Source organism: Rhodococcus sp. Q, assembly GCF_005503035.1.
GTDB lineage: Bacteria > Actinomycetota > Actinomycetes > Mycobacteriales > Mycobacteriaceae > Rhodococcus_G.
Window position 1 is genome coordinate 192,016 of the sequence record NZ_SCOY01000006.1, and the last position, 16,362, is coordinate 208,377.

The window sequence follows — 16,362 nt, forward strand, 5'->3', positions numbered from 1 at the left end:
GCGTCAGCCGACCGCGGACAAGGCCACCGCGTCCGGCGTCCGACGTCGGCGCTGCAGTTCCGGATCCGGCAGCGGCACTGCGTCGAGCAGTCCGCGGGTGTACTCGTCGCGAGGACTACCGAAAACCGTTGCGGTGAATCCGGTCTCGACCACCTCGCCGCGACGAAGCACCGCCACCCGGTCGGCGACCTGATGAACGACCGCGAGGTCGTGGCTGATGAACAGGCACGCGAAGCGGTACTCCTGCCGCAGGTCGGCGAACAGGTCCAGCACCTCCGCCTGCACCGAGACGTCCAGCGCACTCGTCGGTTCGTCGGCGACGAGCAGTCGCGGCGCCAACGCCAGTGCCCGGGCCAGCGCGACCCGCTGACGCTGACCACCGGACAGTTCCGACGGCCGGCGGTCGGCGAACGCCCGGGGCAGGCGCACCGAGTCGAGCAGTTCCTCGACCCGCGTGCGCAGCAACGCTCCGGACGCCGCCCGATGCACGACGAGTGGCTCCCCGATCGAGTCCGCGATGCTCCGCCTGGGATCGAGCGACGCCGCCGGATCCTGGTGCACGAGCGCGACACCACGCCGCAATGCCCGTAGTTCGCGCGCGGACACCGTCGTCAGGTCGACGCCATCCACGGTGACCGCCCCCGACGTCGCCGTGACGACGCCGAGCGCAGCCCTGCCGAGAGTGGTCTTGCCGGAACCGGATTCCCCCACCAGACCGAGCACCTCACCCGCCGCGACGTCGAGACTCACCGAGTGCAACGCGTGGAACTCCTTGTTGCCCAGCCTCGCCGGGTACACGACGTCGAGGTCGCGGATCGACAGCACCGGCGTCTCCGCCGACGCCGCGACCTCCGCCACCTCCACATTGCCGTCGGGCAGGCGAGGGACAGCGGCCAGCAATTGCCTCGTGTACCGCTCCCGTGGGGCGGTGAACAGATCGTGCACCGCACGCTCCTCGACCAGCTTCCCGCGGCGCAGCACCGCAACCCGCTCGGCGATGTCCGCCACCACCCCCATGTTGTGGGTGATCAGCAGGATCGCGGTGCCCCGCTCGTCGCGCAGGGAACGCAGCAGCGTGAGGATCTCGGCCTGCACCGTGACGTCGAGCGCGGTCGTCGGCTCGTCGGCGATCAGGAGGTCCGGGTTCCCCGACAAGGCGAGCGCGATAACTACGCGCTGCTTCTGCCCTCCGGACAGCTGATGCGGGTACCAGTCGACGCGCAGTTCGGGGTCGGGAATCTCGACCAACCGCAACAACTCGACCGCCCGGGCGCGGGCGTCGGCGCGCGAGATCTTCCCGCGCGCCTTCAGCGCCTGCGCGATCTGCCAGCCGACCTTCTGCACCGGGTTGAGCGCGGTCTGCGGTTCCTGGAAGACCATCGCCGCACGGGTGCCGCGCAGTCGGGCGAGGTCGGCCTCCGTGGTGCCGACGATCTCGTCGCCGCCGAGCCGGATGGAGCCGGTGGCTGCGGCGCCGTCGGGCAACAGACCGAGCACGGCCTTCGCCGTCATCGACTTGCCCGACCCCGACTCGCCCACCAGGGCGACGATCTCGCCCGCCCCGACGACGAGGTCGAGCTCGGTGACCACCGGATCGGTGTCCGGGCCGAACCGGATGGTGAGGTTCTCGATGTCGAGGATCTTCTCGGTCATCGTCGTGTACTCCTGTCGAGGGTTCTCCTGAATGGCCCATTCATTCAGTTGGATTGAATGGGTGGGCCATTCAGGAAGGTAGGCAGGGTCAGGTGCGCCGGGCGGAGCCGAGTGCCTGGGCGATCAACAGGAACCCCAGCACCAGTGCCGCGATGACGGCGAGGGGGCCGATCGCGAACATGGGGTTGGCATCGAGGTTCGGGACGGCGTCGGCGACGATCGACCCCAGTGACGGTTCGGGTGGGCGGACGCCGATGCCGATGAAGCTCATCGCGGACTCGACGAACACGGCCACCGACATCGACAGCGCGAGCTGCACCGCCAACGGTTCGGAGGCGTTGGGCAGCACATGGGTGCGCAGCGTCCACCAGCGTGACGCGCCGATCACCTCGGCCGCCTCCACGTACGGCAGCTCCCTGATCCTGAGTACCTGGGTTCGGACGGTGCGGCCGAACATCGGGATCTCCGCGACGACGATGACGATGCCGACGGTCAGTGCGCCGGGACCGACGATCGCCGCCAGCGCTATCGCCAGGATCAGCGCGGGGAACGCGAGCACCACGTCGAACAGCCGCTGCGCGACGACGTCGGTGACGGGATGCAGCGTGGAGATCAGGCCGAGCAGCGAGCCGACGAGTGCACCGATCGGCACTGCGATCAGAATGATCTGCAGGTTGATCCGGATCCCGTGCAGGACACGGGAGTACACGTCCCGATTGACCTCGTCGGTGCCGAACCAGTGTTCGGCGCTCGGCCCGAGGAGGTTCGCACCCGGGATCTGGGCGTTCGGATCGAACGGCGCGATCCAGTGCGCCAGCAGCCCCGCGATCACGACACCGGCAAGCAGCAGCACACCGACGAGCCCCTGACCTCGGGTCAGGGCGGTGACGACGGGCCGTCGGCGTCGCGGCGGATCGGGCACCGTCCGGTCCGCCGCGACGACCGTGTCCATCACCGAGGTAACCGCGTCGACCTTCGTCTCCGGCACGCTCACGACGATCCTCCGATCCGGATCCGGGGATCCAGGTAGGCGTGCACGACATCGGTGACGAGCTGGACGATCACGAAGACGGACACCGCGATCAGCAGCAGCACCTGCACGACGGGGTAGTCGCGCCGACTGATGCCCTGCTCGATCAACTGCCCGATGCCGGGCCACGCGAAGATCGCCTCGACGAGCACCGCGCCGCCGAGGAGCTGCCCGGTTTGCAGGCCGAGGATGGTCAGCATCGTCGGCAACGCGTTGCGCAGTGCGCTGCGGGTCACCAGGTTCCACCGCGACACCCCGAGTGCCCGTGCGGTGAGGATGTACGGCTGCCGCATCTCGGTGCGCAGCGCCTCGGTGAGGAATCGGGTGAGGGCGGCGGCGACCGGCAGGCCGAGGCAGACGGTCGGCAGTGCGAGGTACTGCACCGAGATGTCCGGCCGGGCGAGGAACCCGTCCGGGGGAACACCGCCTGCGGGGAGCAGCGGGAGCAGCACCGCGAACACCAGCACCAGCAGGACACCGGTGACGAACGTCGGCAGCGCCACGGCCAGGGTGTTGAAGGCCGCGACGATGCCGGTCAGCCATCGCGTCGGCCACACCACGACCGCGACCGACAGCACCAGGCTGACGACGACGGCGAGCAGCAGGGCGGCGACCGTCAGTACCACCGTGTTGAGCAGGGCGTCGCCGACCAGGTCGGCGATCTGGCCACCGAGAACGTAGGACCGCCCCAGGTCGAAGGTCACCATGTCGCCGAGCCACGCCGCGTACTGGGCCGGGATCGACCGGTCGAGGCCCAGCGAATGCCGGACGGCAGCAATCGCTTCCGGCGAGGCATCCGGACCGGCGAGGGTGGTCGCCGGATCACCCGGAACGAGTCGGAGGACGAAGAAGATCAGCAGCGAGGCCAACACGAGGACCGCGACTGCGGAGGGCACCCGATGCACGAGATAGCGCACCATGACGGGCTCCTTTCTCGGATCAGGCCAGGTAGGTGTCCGTGAGCTGGATCTCGGACCGCTTCGTCCACCCGACGTCCTGGACGGCCGCCGCTGCGGCGTACTGGTTGTAGATGACGCCGATCTCGATGAGGAACAGGTTCTCCAGCAGCTGATCGCTGACTGCCCCGTACGCGGCGATCGCCTGATCACCGAAGCCGTCCGGCACCTTCCACGCGGCGTCCGCGGCCGCGACGTACGCGGGACTGTCGAAGCGGGACGCGTTCTTCCGTGCATTGAAGGGGTAGGCACTGACCGTCAGCGTCGACGGCACGTACTGCGCCCACGAGTGGAAGGTCACCCACAGGCCCGGGAACTGGGCACCGATCAGGTTCTTGACGAACGACGCGTACTCCTGCGGATCGAGCGTCGTCTGGATGCCGATCTCGGCGAGGTTCGCCTGCACGATCTGCGCCGTCGCCTCGTAGAACGGATTGCCCGCGGCGTAAGACAGCGTCAGGTTCGGCACGGCCACAACGGATTCCGCGAGGACCTGCTTGGCCTTCGAGACGTCCCGCGCGTAGGTGGAGTTGCGGGCCTCGTCGTACGCGGGTGAGGACTTCGGCCAGGGCAGGTTCACCGGGTAGCCCGAGCTCCGGAACACCTCGCTCACGATGCGCTCGCGGTCCAGCGCATGTGCGATCGCCTTGCGCACCCGCACGTCGGACAGCGCGGGGTTGGTGACGTTCGTGCCGACGTACACCTGGAGTTCGGCGCCTTCGAGCGGAATCGCCTGGTATCCGGCCGTCTTGCCGATCGTCTCGATGTCACGGTAGTTGAGTCCGTTGACGAGCTGGACCTGGCCGGACTTGAGGGAACTCAGCAGGGCCTGCGCGTCGGGGATGATCGCCACCTCGACACGGTCGAGGTAGGGCCGTTCGGGGATCCAGTAGTTCTCGTTGCGCTCGAACGTCAGCGAGGTGCTCGGCACCCGGGCTGTCAGCTTGAACGGCCCGGTTCCGATGAATGCCTCACCGGCGGTGAGCTTGTCGATGGTCTCGCTGTCGAGGATCGGAACGGTGTCGAGCAGGTCGAAGATGTTGCCGAGAGGATGCGCGAAGGTCAGGACGAGTCGGTGCGGATCGGTGGTGTCGAAGGCGGTGATCGCCGCCGCCGTGCTGCGCAGCTGCGCGGTCCACTTCGGGTCCGCGTAGGTACGGATCGAGAACTCGGCGTCCTTCGACGTGAACGGGCGACCGCTGTGGAAGGTGACGTCGTCGCGCAGATCGAGCGCCAGCGACAAGCCGTCGGGGGCGGGCGTCCACCCGGTCGCGAGCCTGGGCTGCGGCTCGACCTTGTCGTGCGGGTAGGAGATGAGGCTGTCGTAGGCCAGCCCGATGACGGTCGTCGCACCCGACGTGTTCGTCAGGAACGTCGCAGGCAGGACGTCCTCGCCGATCCCGGCCTTGAGGGTGCCTCCTCGTACGGGCTCGGACGTCCCGGCCGCGCCTGCGCTCTGCTCCTCGACGGCGGACGAGCAGGCACCGAGCAGCCCGGTCCCGAGGACGGCGACGGCGGTGAGGCCGGCGCCGCGGAAGAAGGTGCGCCGGTCGAGGGCCACATGAAGCGATGTCTTGCTCACTGAACGGAAGTCCTTCGAATAGAGGTGAGGGGATCGGAGTGCAGGGCGCTCAGCGAAACGACGCCCGCCGCGAACTCCTGGACTCGGTTGCCGAAGCCGGTGATACGAATGTCCTTGCGCGCCAATCGCGATGTCCGGGCGAACGACTCCGCGACGTGCGGCACCGCTGCCGGATACTCGGTGAACGCCTGACCGCCGAGGATGACGCGGTCCGGGTTGAACAGGTCGTGCAGCATCGCCGCCGTCCGCCCGAGCACCCGTGCCCGCTCGACCAGCAGTTCGTGCGCCGCGAGGGAACCGGACGAGGCGGCGCGGTACACGCCGCTGATCCCGGCGTCGCGCGAGTCCACGATTCCCGCCGCGAGCGCGGCGTCGGTGACCGCCCGGTCACTGACGGTCGCCTCGAGGCACCCCCGAGCGCCGCATGCGCACCGCACGTCCGAGCCGGTCGGAAGGTGTGCGATGGAGCCGGGTCCGCTCGACGGAGTGTGCACGCGTCCGTCGAGTGTCAGTGCGACCCCGGCTGTTTCGCGTGAGTAGAAGTACAGGCTGGTGCCCGCGTTGGCATTGTCTCCGGGACGGTGGGGAGCGAGAAGCAGTTCGGACGCAGCCATCGCCTCGACATGGCCCGCCACCGACACCGGTAGCCCGAGCCCTCCACCGATGATGTCACCGACCGGTGCATCCGACCAGCCCAGGCGCGGATGGTCGACACGACCCGAAGCGGCGTCCACCCGGCCGCCGAGTGCGACACCGACCCACAGGGGCCGGCGACGATGCCAGCGGCCGAGGAAGAGTCGGGCACTGCGGGTGATCTGCGCGAGTGCGAGATCCTGATGGCCGGACGGCGTCGGGATCTCGACCGAACCGAGGATGCGTCCCCGCAGGTCACCGGCGACGATCCCGGTCACCAGCGCCCCGATGTGGACGCCGACGGTCAGGTAGGGCTCGTGGTTGACCTCGAACGGCACTCGCGGACGTCCGACGACGCCGGACGCCGTCAGGTCCGCCCGCTCACGCAGCAACCCCTCCCCCAGCATCGCCGCGACCTGGCGGTTGACCGTCGCGGTGCTGAGCCCCGTCGCCTTCGCCGCGGTGTCGCGGGAGATGGGGCCCTGTGCGCAGGCAACCCGAAACACCGCGGCGGCGGGGACGTCCGAAATCCGCAGCGCGGGGGGCACGACCTGCGCCGACGTCGCGGGGCGACGTACGGCGCCGCGGGGGGCGCGGCGAACGGTCGGACGGGGATGGGTGATCGAAGTCAGGGCAGTGATGGTCACAGGGTTCCTTGCGCTTCGTCCCGGAAGGGACATGCCGACACGGTGGAGGAACGCTGCCGACCACCCCCGATTACCGGGAGCGGAACCGAATCGACTCCGACACGTCACCACTCCCTACGGGAGGCGACGTGCGGAGGAGTGCGGCAGCGTGATCAGCTACAGATACCGCGGGGGGAACAACAGAGTTCCCGCGCAAGAGGCAGGCGCGAGCCCAGTGCGGCAGTCACGTACGTGACCCGCAAGGGGGAAGGCCGGCCGGAAGTCATGGCGACAAGGTAGCACCCCGTGGAATCTCCCGACAAGACGGGGGAATCAGTCGAATTCTCCTGCGTTGGAGGGGAAATGCCCGCCACATTCCCCCGGCGCGGAGGGGAAATGCCGGGACCCATTCCCCGGAGCCGGAGGGGAAATACCGGCTTCTACATTCTCCCCGCCGCCCGGGGAAACGAATCACGGTGACCGTAACCCTGTCCCGCACTCCGGCCCTCCGGTTGCATGACACGAAGCCAGCGCCCACCGCGACGACGAAAGGTCCACCATGTCCATCGATTTCGCCTCCAACCCCAGTGCGACCGCCGCGCCGACCGTCACCAAACTCGGCGCACACATCGGTGCCCGAATCGACGGCATCACTCTCGGCGGCGACCTCGACCCGGCCGGTGTGGCACTGGTTCGCAAGGCACTGCTCGAGCACAAGGTGATCTTCTTCCGCGGCCAGCACCACCTGACCGAGGAGTCGCAGTACGAGTTCGCCCGGCTGCTCGGCGACCCGACCACCGCGCATCCGACCGTCACCTCCAAGGGCGAGAAGATCCTCCCGATCGACTCCGAGTACGGCCGCGCCAACAGCTGGCACACCGACGTCACCTTCGTCGACCGGATCCCGAAGGCATCGATCCTGCGTGCCGAGGTACTCCCCACCTACGGCGGCTCCACCACGTGGGCGTCGAGCACCGCCGCCTACGAATCGCTGCCGGAACCACTCAAGGCCCTCGTCGAGAACCTGTGGGCAACCCACACGAACGTCTACGACTACTCGTCCCAGACGACGGAGGCACTGGACTCGAACACCGAGGAATACCGTCGCGAGTTCCAGTCGACCTACTACGAGACGCAGCACCCCGTGGTCCGTGTGCACCCCGAGACCGGTGAACGCACCCTGCTGCTCGGACATTTCATCAAGAACTTCGTCGGCCTCTCCACCAGCGAGTCCCTGGCACTCTTCCAGCTCCTCCAGGCGCGAGTCACCAAGCTGGAGAACACGACTCGCTGGAACTGGGAGGCCGGAGACGTCGCGATCTGGGACAACCGCGCGACGCAGCACTACGCCATCGACGACTACGACGGCCAGCGTCGTCGCCTCACCCGGATCACCCTCGCCGGCGACGTACCGGTGAACATCCACGGCGAACGCAGCAGGATCGTCACGGGCGACGCCTCGCACTTCTCGTCCATCGACAACCCCGTCCTGGCCGACGCCTGATGACCGTTCCATCACACGCCCGGGGCTACGAGGGCTTCACCGGCCGCATCGCCCGCACCGCCGACGACTCGATCCCGTCGTGGCCCGAGGAGAACTCGGCCACGCCGGGGTCCCCGAACATCGTCGTCATCGTGATCGACGACATGGGATACAGCGACATCGGACCGTTCGGATCCGAGATCGACACGCCCAACCTCGACCGTCTCGCCGCCTCGGGTGTTCGGTTGTCGAACTACCACACGACACCGCTGTGCTCACCGTCGCGCGCAGCGTTGCTGACCGGCGTCAACCCGCACCGGGCCGGATACGGCTTCGTCGCGAACGCCGATCCCGGATTCCCCGGACTGCGACTGGAACTGTCCGACGACACCCAGACGCTCCCCGAGATCCTACGCGCAGGCGGGTACGCGACGTACGCCGTCGGCAAGTGGCATCTGGTGCGGGACACGAACATTCGACCTGGAGGCAATCGCGACTCGTGGCCGACGCAGCGGGGGTTCGACCGCTACTACGGGTCGCTCGAGGGACTGAACTCGTTCTTCCACCCGAATCAGCTGGTGTCGGACAACTCCGCCGTCGACGTCGACGAGTACCCCGAGGGCTACTACCTGACCGACGACCTCACCGACAAGGCCGTCTCCTACCTGCAGGACCTGCGCGCCCACGAGCCCGACAAACCCTTCTTCCTCTACTTCGCACACGTCGCGATGCACGGCCCGTTGCAGGCCAAGGACTCCGACATCGCCAAGTACCGGGGAAGGTACGCCGCGGGCTGGGACACGGTGCGGGAGAAGCGATTCGCCGCCCAGCTGGCGCAGGAGCTGTTCCCCGAGGGCACACAGGCCGCACCCCGCAACTCCGAACCCGGATACGACGTCCCCGCTTGGGAGTCGCTGTCCGACGAACAGCAGCAACGATTCGCCCGGTACATGGAGGTCTACGCGGCGATGGTCGACTCGGTCGACCAGTCCGTCGGCCGCATCCTCGACACCATCGAGGAACTCGGCGAACTCGACAACACCATCGTCGTGTTCACGTCCGACAACGGTGGCACCGCAGAGGGCGGAGCCGAGGGCACCCGCAGCTACTTCGCGGAGTTCGCGCGCGTCCCGGATCCCGACTGGGTTCGGGACGTGCCGCACGACGAGGAGCTGATCGGGTCCGCGAAGCTGGGCGTGCACTACCCGCGCGGCTGGGGTCAGGTGTCGAACACCCCGTTCCGGTTCTACAAGGGCCAGTCGTTCGCGGGCGGTGTCCGCGTGCCGTTCGTGCTGTCGTGGCCTGCGGGGCTGCCCAGGGGGTCCGAGGACAACGGCGTCCGGGACCAGTTCGCGTACGTCACCGACCTCGCTCCGACGCTGCTCACCCTCGCCGGGGTCACCGTGCCCACCGAGCGGAAGGGCCTGCCCGTCAAGACGTTCGACGGGGTCGACGCGTCTGCCCTGCTCCGCGACCCCTCCGCCGCCAGCGACCACACCGAGCAGTACACGGAGATGGTGGGTAACCGCGGCTTCTACCGGGACGGCTGGAAGCTGCTCGCCCTCCATCCGGGACTGGACGTCGACCGGCCCCAGTGGCAACTGTTCGACGTCCGCACCGACCCCACCGAGATCCACGACGTCGCGGACCGGTACCCGGAGAAGGTCGCCGAGCTGGCCGCCGCCTGGGACGACTCGGCGTGGGCGAACACCGTGTTCCCGCTGATCACCCCGGCAGCCCTGTTCACGCGCAGGCCGGCCGAGGCGGCGCTCGCGCGGCCGGTTCGCATCCTGCCCGGCACACCGACGCTGGAGCGGTACCGCTCGTCGAAGCTGATCTCTTTTCGGGACTTCGACATTCGCGTCGAGCTCTCCGGGTACTCGCCCGGCGCAGAAGGGGGCGGCTCCGCAGGCTTCGCGCCCGGCGCAGAAGGGGGCGGCTCCGCAGGCTTCGCGCCCGGCGCAGAAGGGGGCAGCTCCGCAGGCTTCGCGCCCGGCGACGAGGGCGTCCTGGTCGCGCACGGCGATCCGCAGGGCGGCTACCTGCTGTACGTCGAGGACGGACATCTGGTGTTCGGTGTCAACAGCTACGGCCGCTACACGTCCGTCGACGCCGGACCGCTGCCGACCGGTGCCCGGGTGGTGGAGGTGTCCGCTGTCGTGGCTCCGCGCCTGCGGTGGGACTTCACCATCCGTGTCGACGGCGCTCCCGCCGCCGAACTGCTCGGACAGGTGCAGCTCGTCGGGATGGCGCCGTGGACCGGCATCTCGGTCGGGGTCGACGCCCGCGGGCCGGTGTCGTGGGATCTGCGCGAGCGTCGCGGACCGTTCCGCTACACGGGCGGCTTGACGGCAGTGACCTACTCCCCTGGCCCGATCGGTGTCCCGCCCGCGGCGGTCGAGGCGATCGAGCGTGAGGCCGAGTTCGCGGCCGACTGAGGCACCTGCGCCGCTCGTGCGTTTTCCGGGGTCTCCAGACCCGTGAACCGCGCACGAGCGGCGGAGCCGCCTAGGGTGAGGACATGACCATTTCGCCTGATGCACAAGTCGCCGTCGTCACCGGAGCGAGCTCGGGAATCGGCGAGGCCACCGCCCGGACGCTCGCCGCGCAGGGCTTCCACGTCGTCGTCGGCGCCCGCCGCCTCGACCGCCTCGAACGCCTCGCGAACGACATCGGCGGCACCGCACTCGAACTGGACGTCACCGACGAGGACTCCGTCGACGCGTTCGCCGCGGTCCTGCCGCGCGTCGACGTCCTGGTCAACAACGCGGGCGGCGCCAAGGGCCTGTCCACCGTCCTCGACGCCGACCTCGACGACTGGCGCTGGATGTGGGAAACCAACGTCCTCGGCACCCTGCGCGTCACCAAGGCACTGCTGCCCAAGCTGATCGCGTCCGGCGACGGACTGATCATCACGATCACGTCCGTCGCGGCGCTCGAGGCGTACGACAACGGGTCCGGCTACACCACCGCCAAGCACGCCCAGGCCGTGCTGCACCGCACACTGCGCGGCGAACTCCTCGGGCAACCGGTGCGGCTCACCGAAATCGCGCCCGGCGCCGTCGAGACCGAGTTCTCCCTCGTCCGTTTCGACGGCGACGAAGAGCGCGCCGCGAAGGTGTACGAGGGCATCACCCCGCTCGTCGCAGCCGACGTCGCCGAGGTGATCGGGTTCGTCGCGACCCGACCCTCGCACGTGAATCTCGACCAGATCGTCATGAAGCCACGCGACCAGGCGTCGGCCGGCCGGTTCTCCCGCGCCTAGCCGTGCAGCGCGAACTGACGCCCGGCGACCTCCTCGACGGGCACGGCCGACTCGGGCAGGCCGGCTGGTCCAGGTCCGAGGTGCGCCGGTACGACCGGAGTGCTGTCGCCGCGAGCCGGCTGCGCATCAAGGAATGGGACTACTACTGCGTCCTGACCCCGGATCACGGGCTGGCGCTGACCGTCGCCGACAACGGGTACATGGGTCTGCTGGGGGTGTCGTGGCTGGACTTCGCTGCACGCACCGAGGTCACCGAGAACGTGATCACGCCGTTCCCACTGGGGCGGATGCGTCTGCCCGCGAGCGCGGACACCGGCGACGTCCTGGCCGCGCACCGCGGGCTGCGGATCGAGTACCGGCACACCGCGGCGGGCCGCATCCTCACCGTCGACCATCCCGGTTTCGACGACGGCCGCGGCCTGCACGGTGAACTGGTCCTCGCGCAGCCGTCGATGGACCGGATGGTGATCGCGACCCCGTTCCCCGACGCGCCCAAAGCGTTCTACTACAACCAGAAGATCAACTGCCTGCCCGCGAGCGGCACGATCACCGTCGGTGAGCAGTCCGTCCGCTTCGAGCCGGACAGCGCGTTCGGCGTCTTCGACTGGGGTCGCGGCGTGTGGACGTACGACAACACCTGGTACTGGGGTTCGGCATCCGGTGTCGTCGACGGCAGGCCGTTCGGCTTCAACATCGGGTACGGATTCGGTGACACCTCCGCCGCCACCGAGAACATCGTCTTCGTCGGCGGGGTCGCCCACAAGCTCGACGCGGTGACGTTCCACCTGCCGCCGGGAACCGACGACGGCGGCCCGTACGACGACTCGGACTGGACCTTCACCAGCAACGACGGACGCTTCGAGATGACGTTCACGCCGATCCTCGACCGCGCCGCGACGACCGACCTGAAGGTCCTCGCGTCGATCCAGCACCAGGTGTTCGGCCGCTACTCCGGCAGCGTCGTCCTGGACGACGGCAGTCGCGTCGAGGTCCGCGACCTGCTCGGGTTCGCCGAACAGGTCCGCAACCGCTGGTGATCCCCCTTCACCCCAGGGTGAGGGGTGTCAGGGGGCGGGGAGGGCGGCGGCCGTGTCGTTGCCTGCGGGCAGTTCGGACATCGACTTCCAGGTCTCCCAGTCGAACGCCCAGTCGTAGATGTCGCCGTCGGCGGGCGACAGGTCGATGCGGGTGCCGGTCACCTCGACGGGGTCGCCGTACATCGCCGTCCCGAAGTACTCCTCGGCGTCGGACAGCGACAGGTTGATGCACCCGTTGGTGACGTTCGCCGACCCCTGGACGCCGGTCGTCGCGGGGTTCGCGTGGATGAACTCGCCGTTGTTCGAGATCCGCACCGCCCAGCGTTCGCGGACGTTCTCGTAGTACGGCGGGTTCGACATCAGGAAGTCCTCGTGCATCTCGGTGACGACGTGCACGCCGCTGCGAGTGACGTTGCGATCCTCGTTGCCTTCGCCGTAACTGACGGGAATGTCCATGATCGTCGCGCCGTCCCGGACCACCTGCATGCGGTGGCTGGTGGCGTCGGCCTTCACGATCTGGCTGCGGCCGATCGTGAAGTCGAGGGTGAAGTCGGACTCTCCGTACGCGCCATCGCCGTAGTCCGTGCCGTACAGGTTGCCTGCGACGTGGACGGTGGTTCCCGGCGTCCAGTAGCTCTTCGGACGCCAGTGCACACGGGACCCGCCGTCGTCGGCGAGCCACGCCCACGACCCGACGGTCGGCGGGTTGGTGGTGATGGACAGGGCCTTCTCGACTGCAGCCTTGTCCGCGACGGGCGCGTCGAACTTGAGGATGACGGGGGCGGCGATGCCGACCTCCTGCCCGTCCGCGATGTAGGTGGTCACCGAGGTGACGGACTCCGGCTCGACCGTCGTGAACGACCCGTCGACCGGGGTGGTGGCGCCGTCGGTGCCGACGGCGGTCCCGGACCAGGTGTAGGTGGCGCCGTAGCCGAGCGGTTCGGTGACGGTGTACGTGCTCCGATCCGACGACAGCGTGCCCTGCACGACCTTGCCCGCCGGGCTGGTGAGCGCGACGTTCTGCAGGGTTCCGCCGGACGCGGTGACGCTGACCGGCGCGGAGGGTGCGACATCGGATGCGCCGACGGCCGGCTCCTGGGTGACGGTGACCGTGGCGTCGGGTTCCTGCTGCGCGACCGGCCCGGCGGCGCCGCCGTTGGAGCAGCCCGCGATCAGCGCGACCAGCGCGGTCAGCAGTGCCAGCAGTGCGAGGACAGCCCGCCCGCGTGTCCGATTCGTCCGTTTACCCCGTATAGCCACGCACTCCACGGTACCGACGCCGCAGGTGTGCTCGGCGTCACAACCTGGGGATACCCGGCGCGACGACGGTTCAGACCGTGCAGCCGACCGTCACCGGTTCCGGCTCCAACCGCACACCGAACGCGTCCTGCACCCCGGCCCGCACCTCGCGAGCGAGTGCCAGCACGTCACCCGCAGACGCGGCGCCGCGATTCGTCAACGCCAGCGTGTGCTTCGTCGACAACCGGGCCGCCGCAGCGGGACCCGGATACCCCTTGGCGAATCCCGCGCGCTCGATCAACCAGCCCGCCGACAGCTTGACGCCGCCGTCCGCGGGGAACTGCGGAACCGGGACGTCACCCACCCGCGCCGAGATCGCGTCCAACACCGCGGGCAACTGCCCGTCCGGGACCACCGGATTGGTGAAGAAGGAGCCCGCACTCCAGGTGTCGTGGTCGGCCCCGTCGAGGACCATGCCCTTGCCCGCGCGCAACCCGAGAACCACCTCGCGCACCTCCGCCGCGCGGCGACGCTCACCCTCGGCCGCGCCGAGCGCGGATGCCAGTTCCCGGTAGCGCAGGGGCGCGCTGAGCCCGTCCTCGGTCGCGGTGAACTCGACGGCGAGGACGACGGCGGTGTCCGTGTGCTTGAGCATGCTGGTGCGATAGCCCAGTCCGAGTGCGTCGGGCCGCACCCAGCGCACCTCCCCCGACGCCCGGTCGAGCAACTGCACCCGCCGAAGCAGCGACGACACCTCGACGCCGTAGGCACCGACGTTCTGCACGGGTGTCGCGCCCGCGGACCCCGGGATCCCGGCCAGGCACTCGAGCCCGCCGAGTCCCCCTGCCACCGAGCGCGCGACGACCTCGTCCCAGACAGCGCCTGCCTCGGCGGACACCACCTCACCGTCGAGCCGGATGGCGTCGTTCGCGACCCGGACGACGACCGCGTCGACCCCGGAGTCGTCGACGAGCAGGTTGGATCCGCCACCCAGGATCAGCACGGGCACCCGCGCAGCATCGAGGGCACGGACGACGGAGACGAGCGTGTCGGTGGAGCGGCAGGTCAGCATGGCGTGCGCAGGACCCCCGACACGCAGCGTCGTCAGCTGCGACATCGGCGTGTCCATGTCCAGTTCGGCGCCGTACTCGGCTGCCACGTCCTCCGCTACCCGCACGGGTGGACACGGTAGCGTGCCGAACATGGCGCGCCGTATTCCGCATTCGGTCAGTTACCCACAGTCGGTCACCGACGTGCACGCCGCGCTGACCGACGAACGATACTGGCGCGATCGGATCGCCGAGGTCGGCGGCGACAACGCCCGCCTCGACCGGATCGAGGTCGGCGACGGCACGGTGTCCGTCGAGATGACGCAGTCGATCCCCGCCGAACATCTGCCGGCGGTCGTGACGAAGATTCGGCCGGGCGATCTCGAGATCGTGCGCACCGAAGCGTGGCAGGAGCTCGACGGGGAGCGCGCGACCGGCACCGTCACCGCGCGGGTGACGGGGCTGCCGGGCGAACTGACGGGCACGGTGACCCTGTCGCCTGCGGGCACCGGGTCCACTGTCGCGCTCGACGGCGAGGTGCGGGTTCCGCTTCCGCTAATCGGCGGCAAGGTCGAGGCGGTGATCGCCGACCGGATCGCCGAGATCTTCGAACACGAGGATGCGTTCACGTCCGGGTGGCTGAGCCTTCGTGAGTAACCGCACAAACATGTAATCTGCCCGACTATGTCACGCCGAATCGAACTCACCCTCACCTACAACGCGCCCGCAGCCGCAGTCCACAGCGCACTCACCAACCGCGACTTCTGGTTGGGCCGACTCGAGAAGAGCGCCGACAACGGCGTCACCCTCGATCACCTGAACGGCGGCGACGGCACCGTCGACGTCGCGATCAGCCAGGTGCTGGACAAGGACGCGCTGCCCGGGTTGGTATCGAAGGCCGTCAAGGGCGACCTGGTCCTCACCCGCGGCGAAGCATGGGGTCCGTTCGAGAACGGCCAGGCCAGCGGCACTTTCACCGTCACCACCACCGGCCTTCCCATCACCGCGAAGGGTTCCGCTGTCCTCACCGACGCCGGCGCCCAGTCGACGCTGACCCTCGAGGGTGACGTCGAGGTCGCGATCAAGCTGATCGGCGGCGCGATCGAGGGCATGGTCGCCGACCAGGTCACCGACATCCTGCGCCGCGACCAGGAAGCCATCGAAGGGTGGGTCGCCGCCAACGCCTGAGCGCTCCCGCGCATCTGATCGGGCGTGCATGCGCCCGATCAGGACAGGCAAGGTCCCATCGGAAATCGTTGTGGTCGATGCGTGCCGAGCCGGTAACCTCACCGTTCATGGCTCGCCGCATCGACTACTCCGCTCGCTACACCCACTCGACAGAGGAGGTGTACTCCGCGCTGTCCAACCGGGACTACTGGGAGGCGCGGATGATCGAACTGCGGAAATTCTCGGACAACGAGGTCGAGTCGTTCGAGGTGACCGAGGACGGCATCGACCTCGTGTTCAATCACCTCATTCCGCGCAGCGCACTGCCCGACGCCGCTCAGTCCGTGATGAAGAAGGACATGGTCATCACGCGCAAGGAGCGGTACAGCGCATTCGGTGAAACCGTGACCGGCACCTACGAGGCCTCGATCCCGGCGGGACCGGGCAGCCTCAAGGGCACCATGTCCCTGTTCGCCACCGACTCCGGATCGACCATGCGGACGTCCTCCGAGGCGAAGGTGTTCATCCCCTTCATCGGCGGCAAGCTCGAGCAGTTGATGCTGGTCAACGTGGTCGACCTGCTTCGTACCGAGGCCCGGGTCACCTCGGACTGGCTCGCCCAGCAGTAGTCTTTCTCTCGGA

14 protein-coding genes are annotated in these 16,362 nt (G+C 68.8%); 7 read left to right on the top strand and 7 right to left on the bottom strand.

The features are described 5' to 3' along the window. Positions 1-3: 3 nt before the first annotated feature. The 5 genes from FFS72_RS09245 to FFS72_RS09265 all read right to left on the bottom strand — a co-directional run bounded on the left by FFS72_RS09245 (position 4) and on the right by FFS72_RS09265 (position 6,501). Positions 4-1,653 carry a dipeptide ABC transporter ATP-binding protein gene (locus tag FFS72_RS09245; protein ID WP_137873650.1) on the bottom strand — a complete coding sequence of 550 codons (1,650 nt, stop codon included), beginning with the start codon at positions 1,651-1,653 and terminating at the stop codon, positions 4-6. 88 nt (positions 1,654-1,741) lie between these two features. Then, on the bottom strand, positions 1,742-2,605 hold the full coding sequence (locus FFS72_RS09250) for an ABC transporter permease (protein WP_137873722.1): 864 nt from the start codon (positions 2,603-2,605) through the stop codon (positions 1,742-1,744). Between the two features lie 38 nt (positions 2,606-2,643). Further along, positions 2,644-3,603, bottom strand: coding sequence for an ABC transporter permease (locus tag FFS72_RS09255; RefSeq protein ID WP_137873651.1), 960 nt, complete (start codon positions 3,601-3,603; stop codon positions 2,644-2,646). A 19-nt stretch (positions 3,604-3,622) separates the two neighbouring features. Further along, the gene (locus FFS72_RS09260; RefSeq protein WP_249353205.1) at positions 3,623-5,221 is read right to left on the bottom strand and encodes an ABC transporter substrate-binding protein; all 1,599 of its coding nucleotides are present in this window, start codon (positions 5,219-5,221) and stop codon (positions 3,623-3,625) included. Continuing rightward, positions 5,218-6,501, bottom strand: coding sequence for an ROK family transcriptional regulator (locus tag FFS72_RS09265; RefSeq protein ID WP_249353206.1), 1,284 nt, complete (start codon positions 6,499-6,501; stop codon positions 5,218-5,220). The genes FFS72_RS09260 and FFS72_RS09265 overlap by 4 nt, the downstream gene beginning before the upstream one ends. Before the next feature lie 538 nt (positions 6,502-7,039). On the opposite strand from FFS72_RS09265, the gene FFS72_RS09270 reads away from it, so the two are divergent. The 4 genes from FFS72_RS09270 (at position 7,040) to FFS72_RS09285 (ending at position 12,265) form a co-directional block, all read left to right on the top strand. Then, complete coding sequence (locus FFS72_RS09270; protein ID WP_137873652.1) at positions 7,040-7,984, top strand: TauD/TfdA dioxygenase family protein; 945 nt, start codon at positions 7,040-7,042, stop codon at positions 7,982-7,984. After that, positions 7,984-10,401 (top strand): arylsulfatase, encoded by a 2,418-nt coding sequence (locus FFS72_RS09275; RefSeq protein ID WP_249353207.1) that lies wholly within the window; start codon positions 7,984-7,986, stop codon positions 10,399-10,401. The genes FFS72_RS09270 and FFS72_RS09275 overlap by 1 nt, the downstream gene beginning before the upstream one ends. An 83-nt stretch (positions 10,402-10,484) precedes the next feature. Next, positions 10,485-11,228, top strand: a complete 744-nt coding sequence (locus tag FFS72_RS09280; RefSeq protein ID WP_137873653.1) for an SDR family NAD(P)-dependent oxidoreductase — start codon at positions 10,485-10,487, stop codon at positions 11,226-11,228. A gap of 2 nt (positions 11,229-11,230) precedes the next feature. Further along, positions 11,231-12,265 carry a DUF2804 domain-containing protein gene (locus FFS72_RS09285; RefSeq protein WP_137873654.1) on the top strand — a complete coding sequence of 345 codons (1,035 nt, stop codon included), beginning with the start codon at positions 11,231-11,233 and terminating at the stop codon, positions 12,263-12,265. Between the two features lie 27 nt (positions 12,266-12,292). Here the strand turns inward: FFS72_RS09285 and FFS72_RS09290 are convergent, their stop codons facing one another. Both FFS72_RS09290 and FFS72_RS09295 read right to left on the bottom strand, forming a co-directional pair. After that, positions 12,293-13,525: a L,D-transpeptidase gene (locus tag FFS72_RS09290; RefSeq protein WP_137873655.1), complete on the bottom strand. Its 1,233-nt coding sequence runs from the start codon at positions 13,523-13,525 to the stop codon at positions 12,293-12,295. Between the two features lie 70 nt (positions 13,526-13,595). Further along, positions 13,596-14,708 (bottom strand): UDP-N-acetylmuramate dehydrogenase, encoded by a 1,113-nt coding sequence (locus tag FFS72_RS09295; RefSeq protein WP_137873656.1) that lies wholly within the window; start codon positions 14,706-14,708, stop codon positions 13,596-13,598. On the opposite strand from FFS72_RS09295, the gene FFS72_RS09300 reads away from it, so the two are divergent. The 3 genes from FFS72_RS09300 to FFS72_RS09310 all read left to right on the top strand — a co-directional run bounded on the left by FFS72_RS09300 (position 14,707) and on the right by FFS72_RS09310 (position 16,349). Beyond that, positions 14,707-15,210: a DUF2505 domain-containing protein gene (locus FFS72_RS09300; protein WP_137873657.1), complete on the top strand. Its 504-nt coding sequence runs from the start codon at positions 14,707-14,709 to the stop codon at positions 15,208-15,210. The two genes, FFS72_RS09295 and FFS72_RS09300, sit on opposite strands and share 2 nt — an antisense overlap. Before the next feature lie 27 nt (positions 15,211-15,237). Then, positions 15,238-15,741 (top strand): DUF2505 domain-containing protein, encoded by a 504-nt coding sequence (locus tag FFS72_RS09305; RefSeq protein ID WP_137873658.1) that lies wholly within the window; start codon positions 15,238-15,240, stop codon positions 15,739-15,741. Positions 15,742-15,848: 107 nt separating this feature from the next. After that, positions 15,849-16,349, top strand: a complete 501-nt coding sequence (locus FFS72_RS09310; protein ID WP_050065562.1) for a DUF2505 domain-containing protein — start codon at positions 15,849-15,851, stop codon at positions 16,347-16,349. Positions 16,350-16,362: the final 13 nt, after the last annotated feature.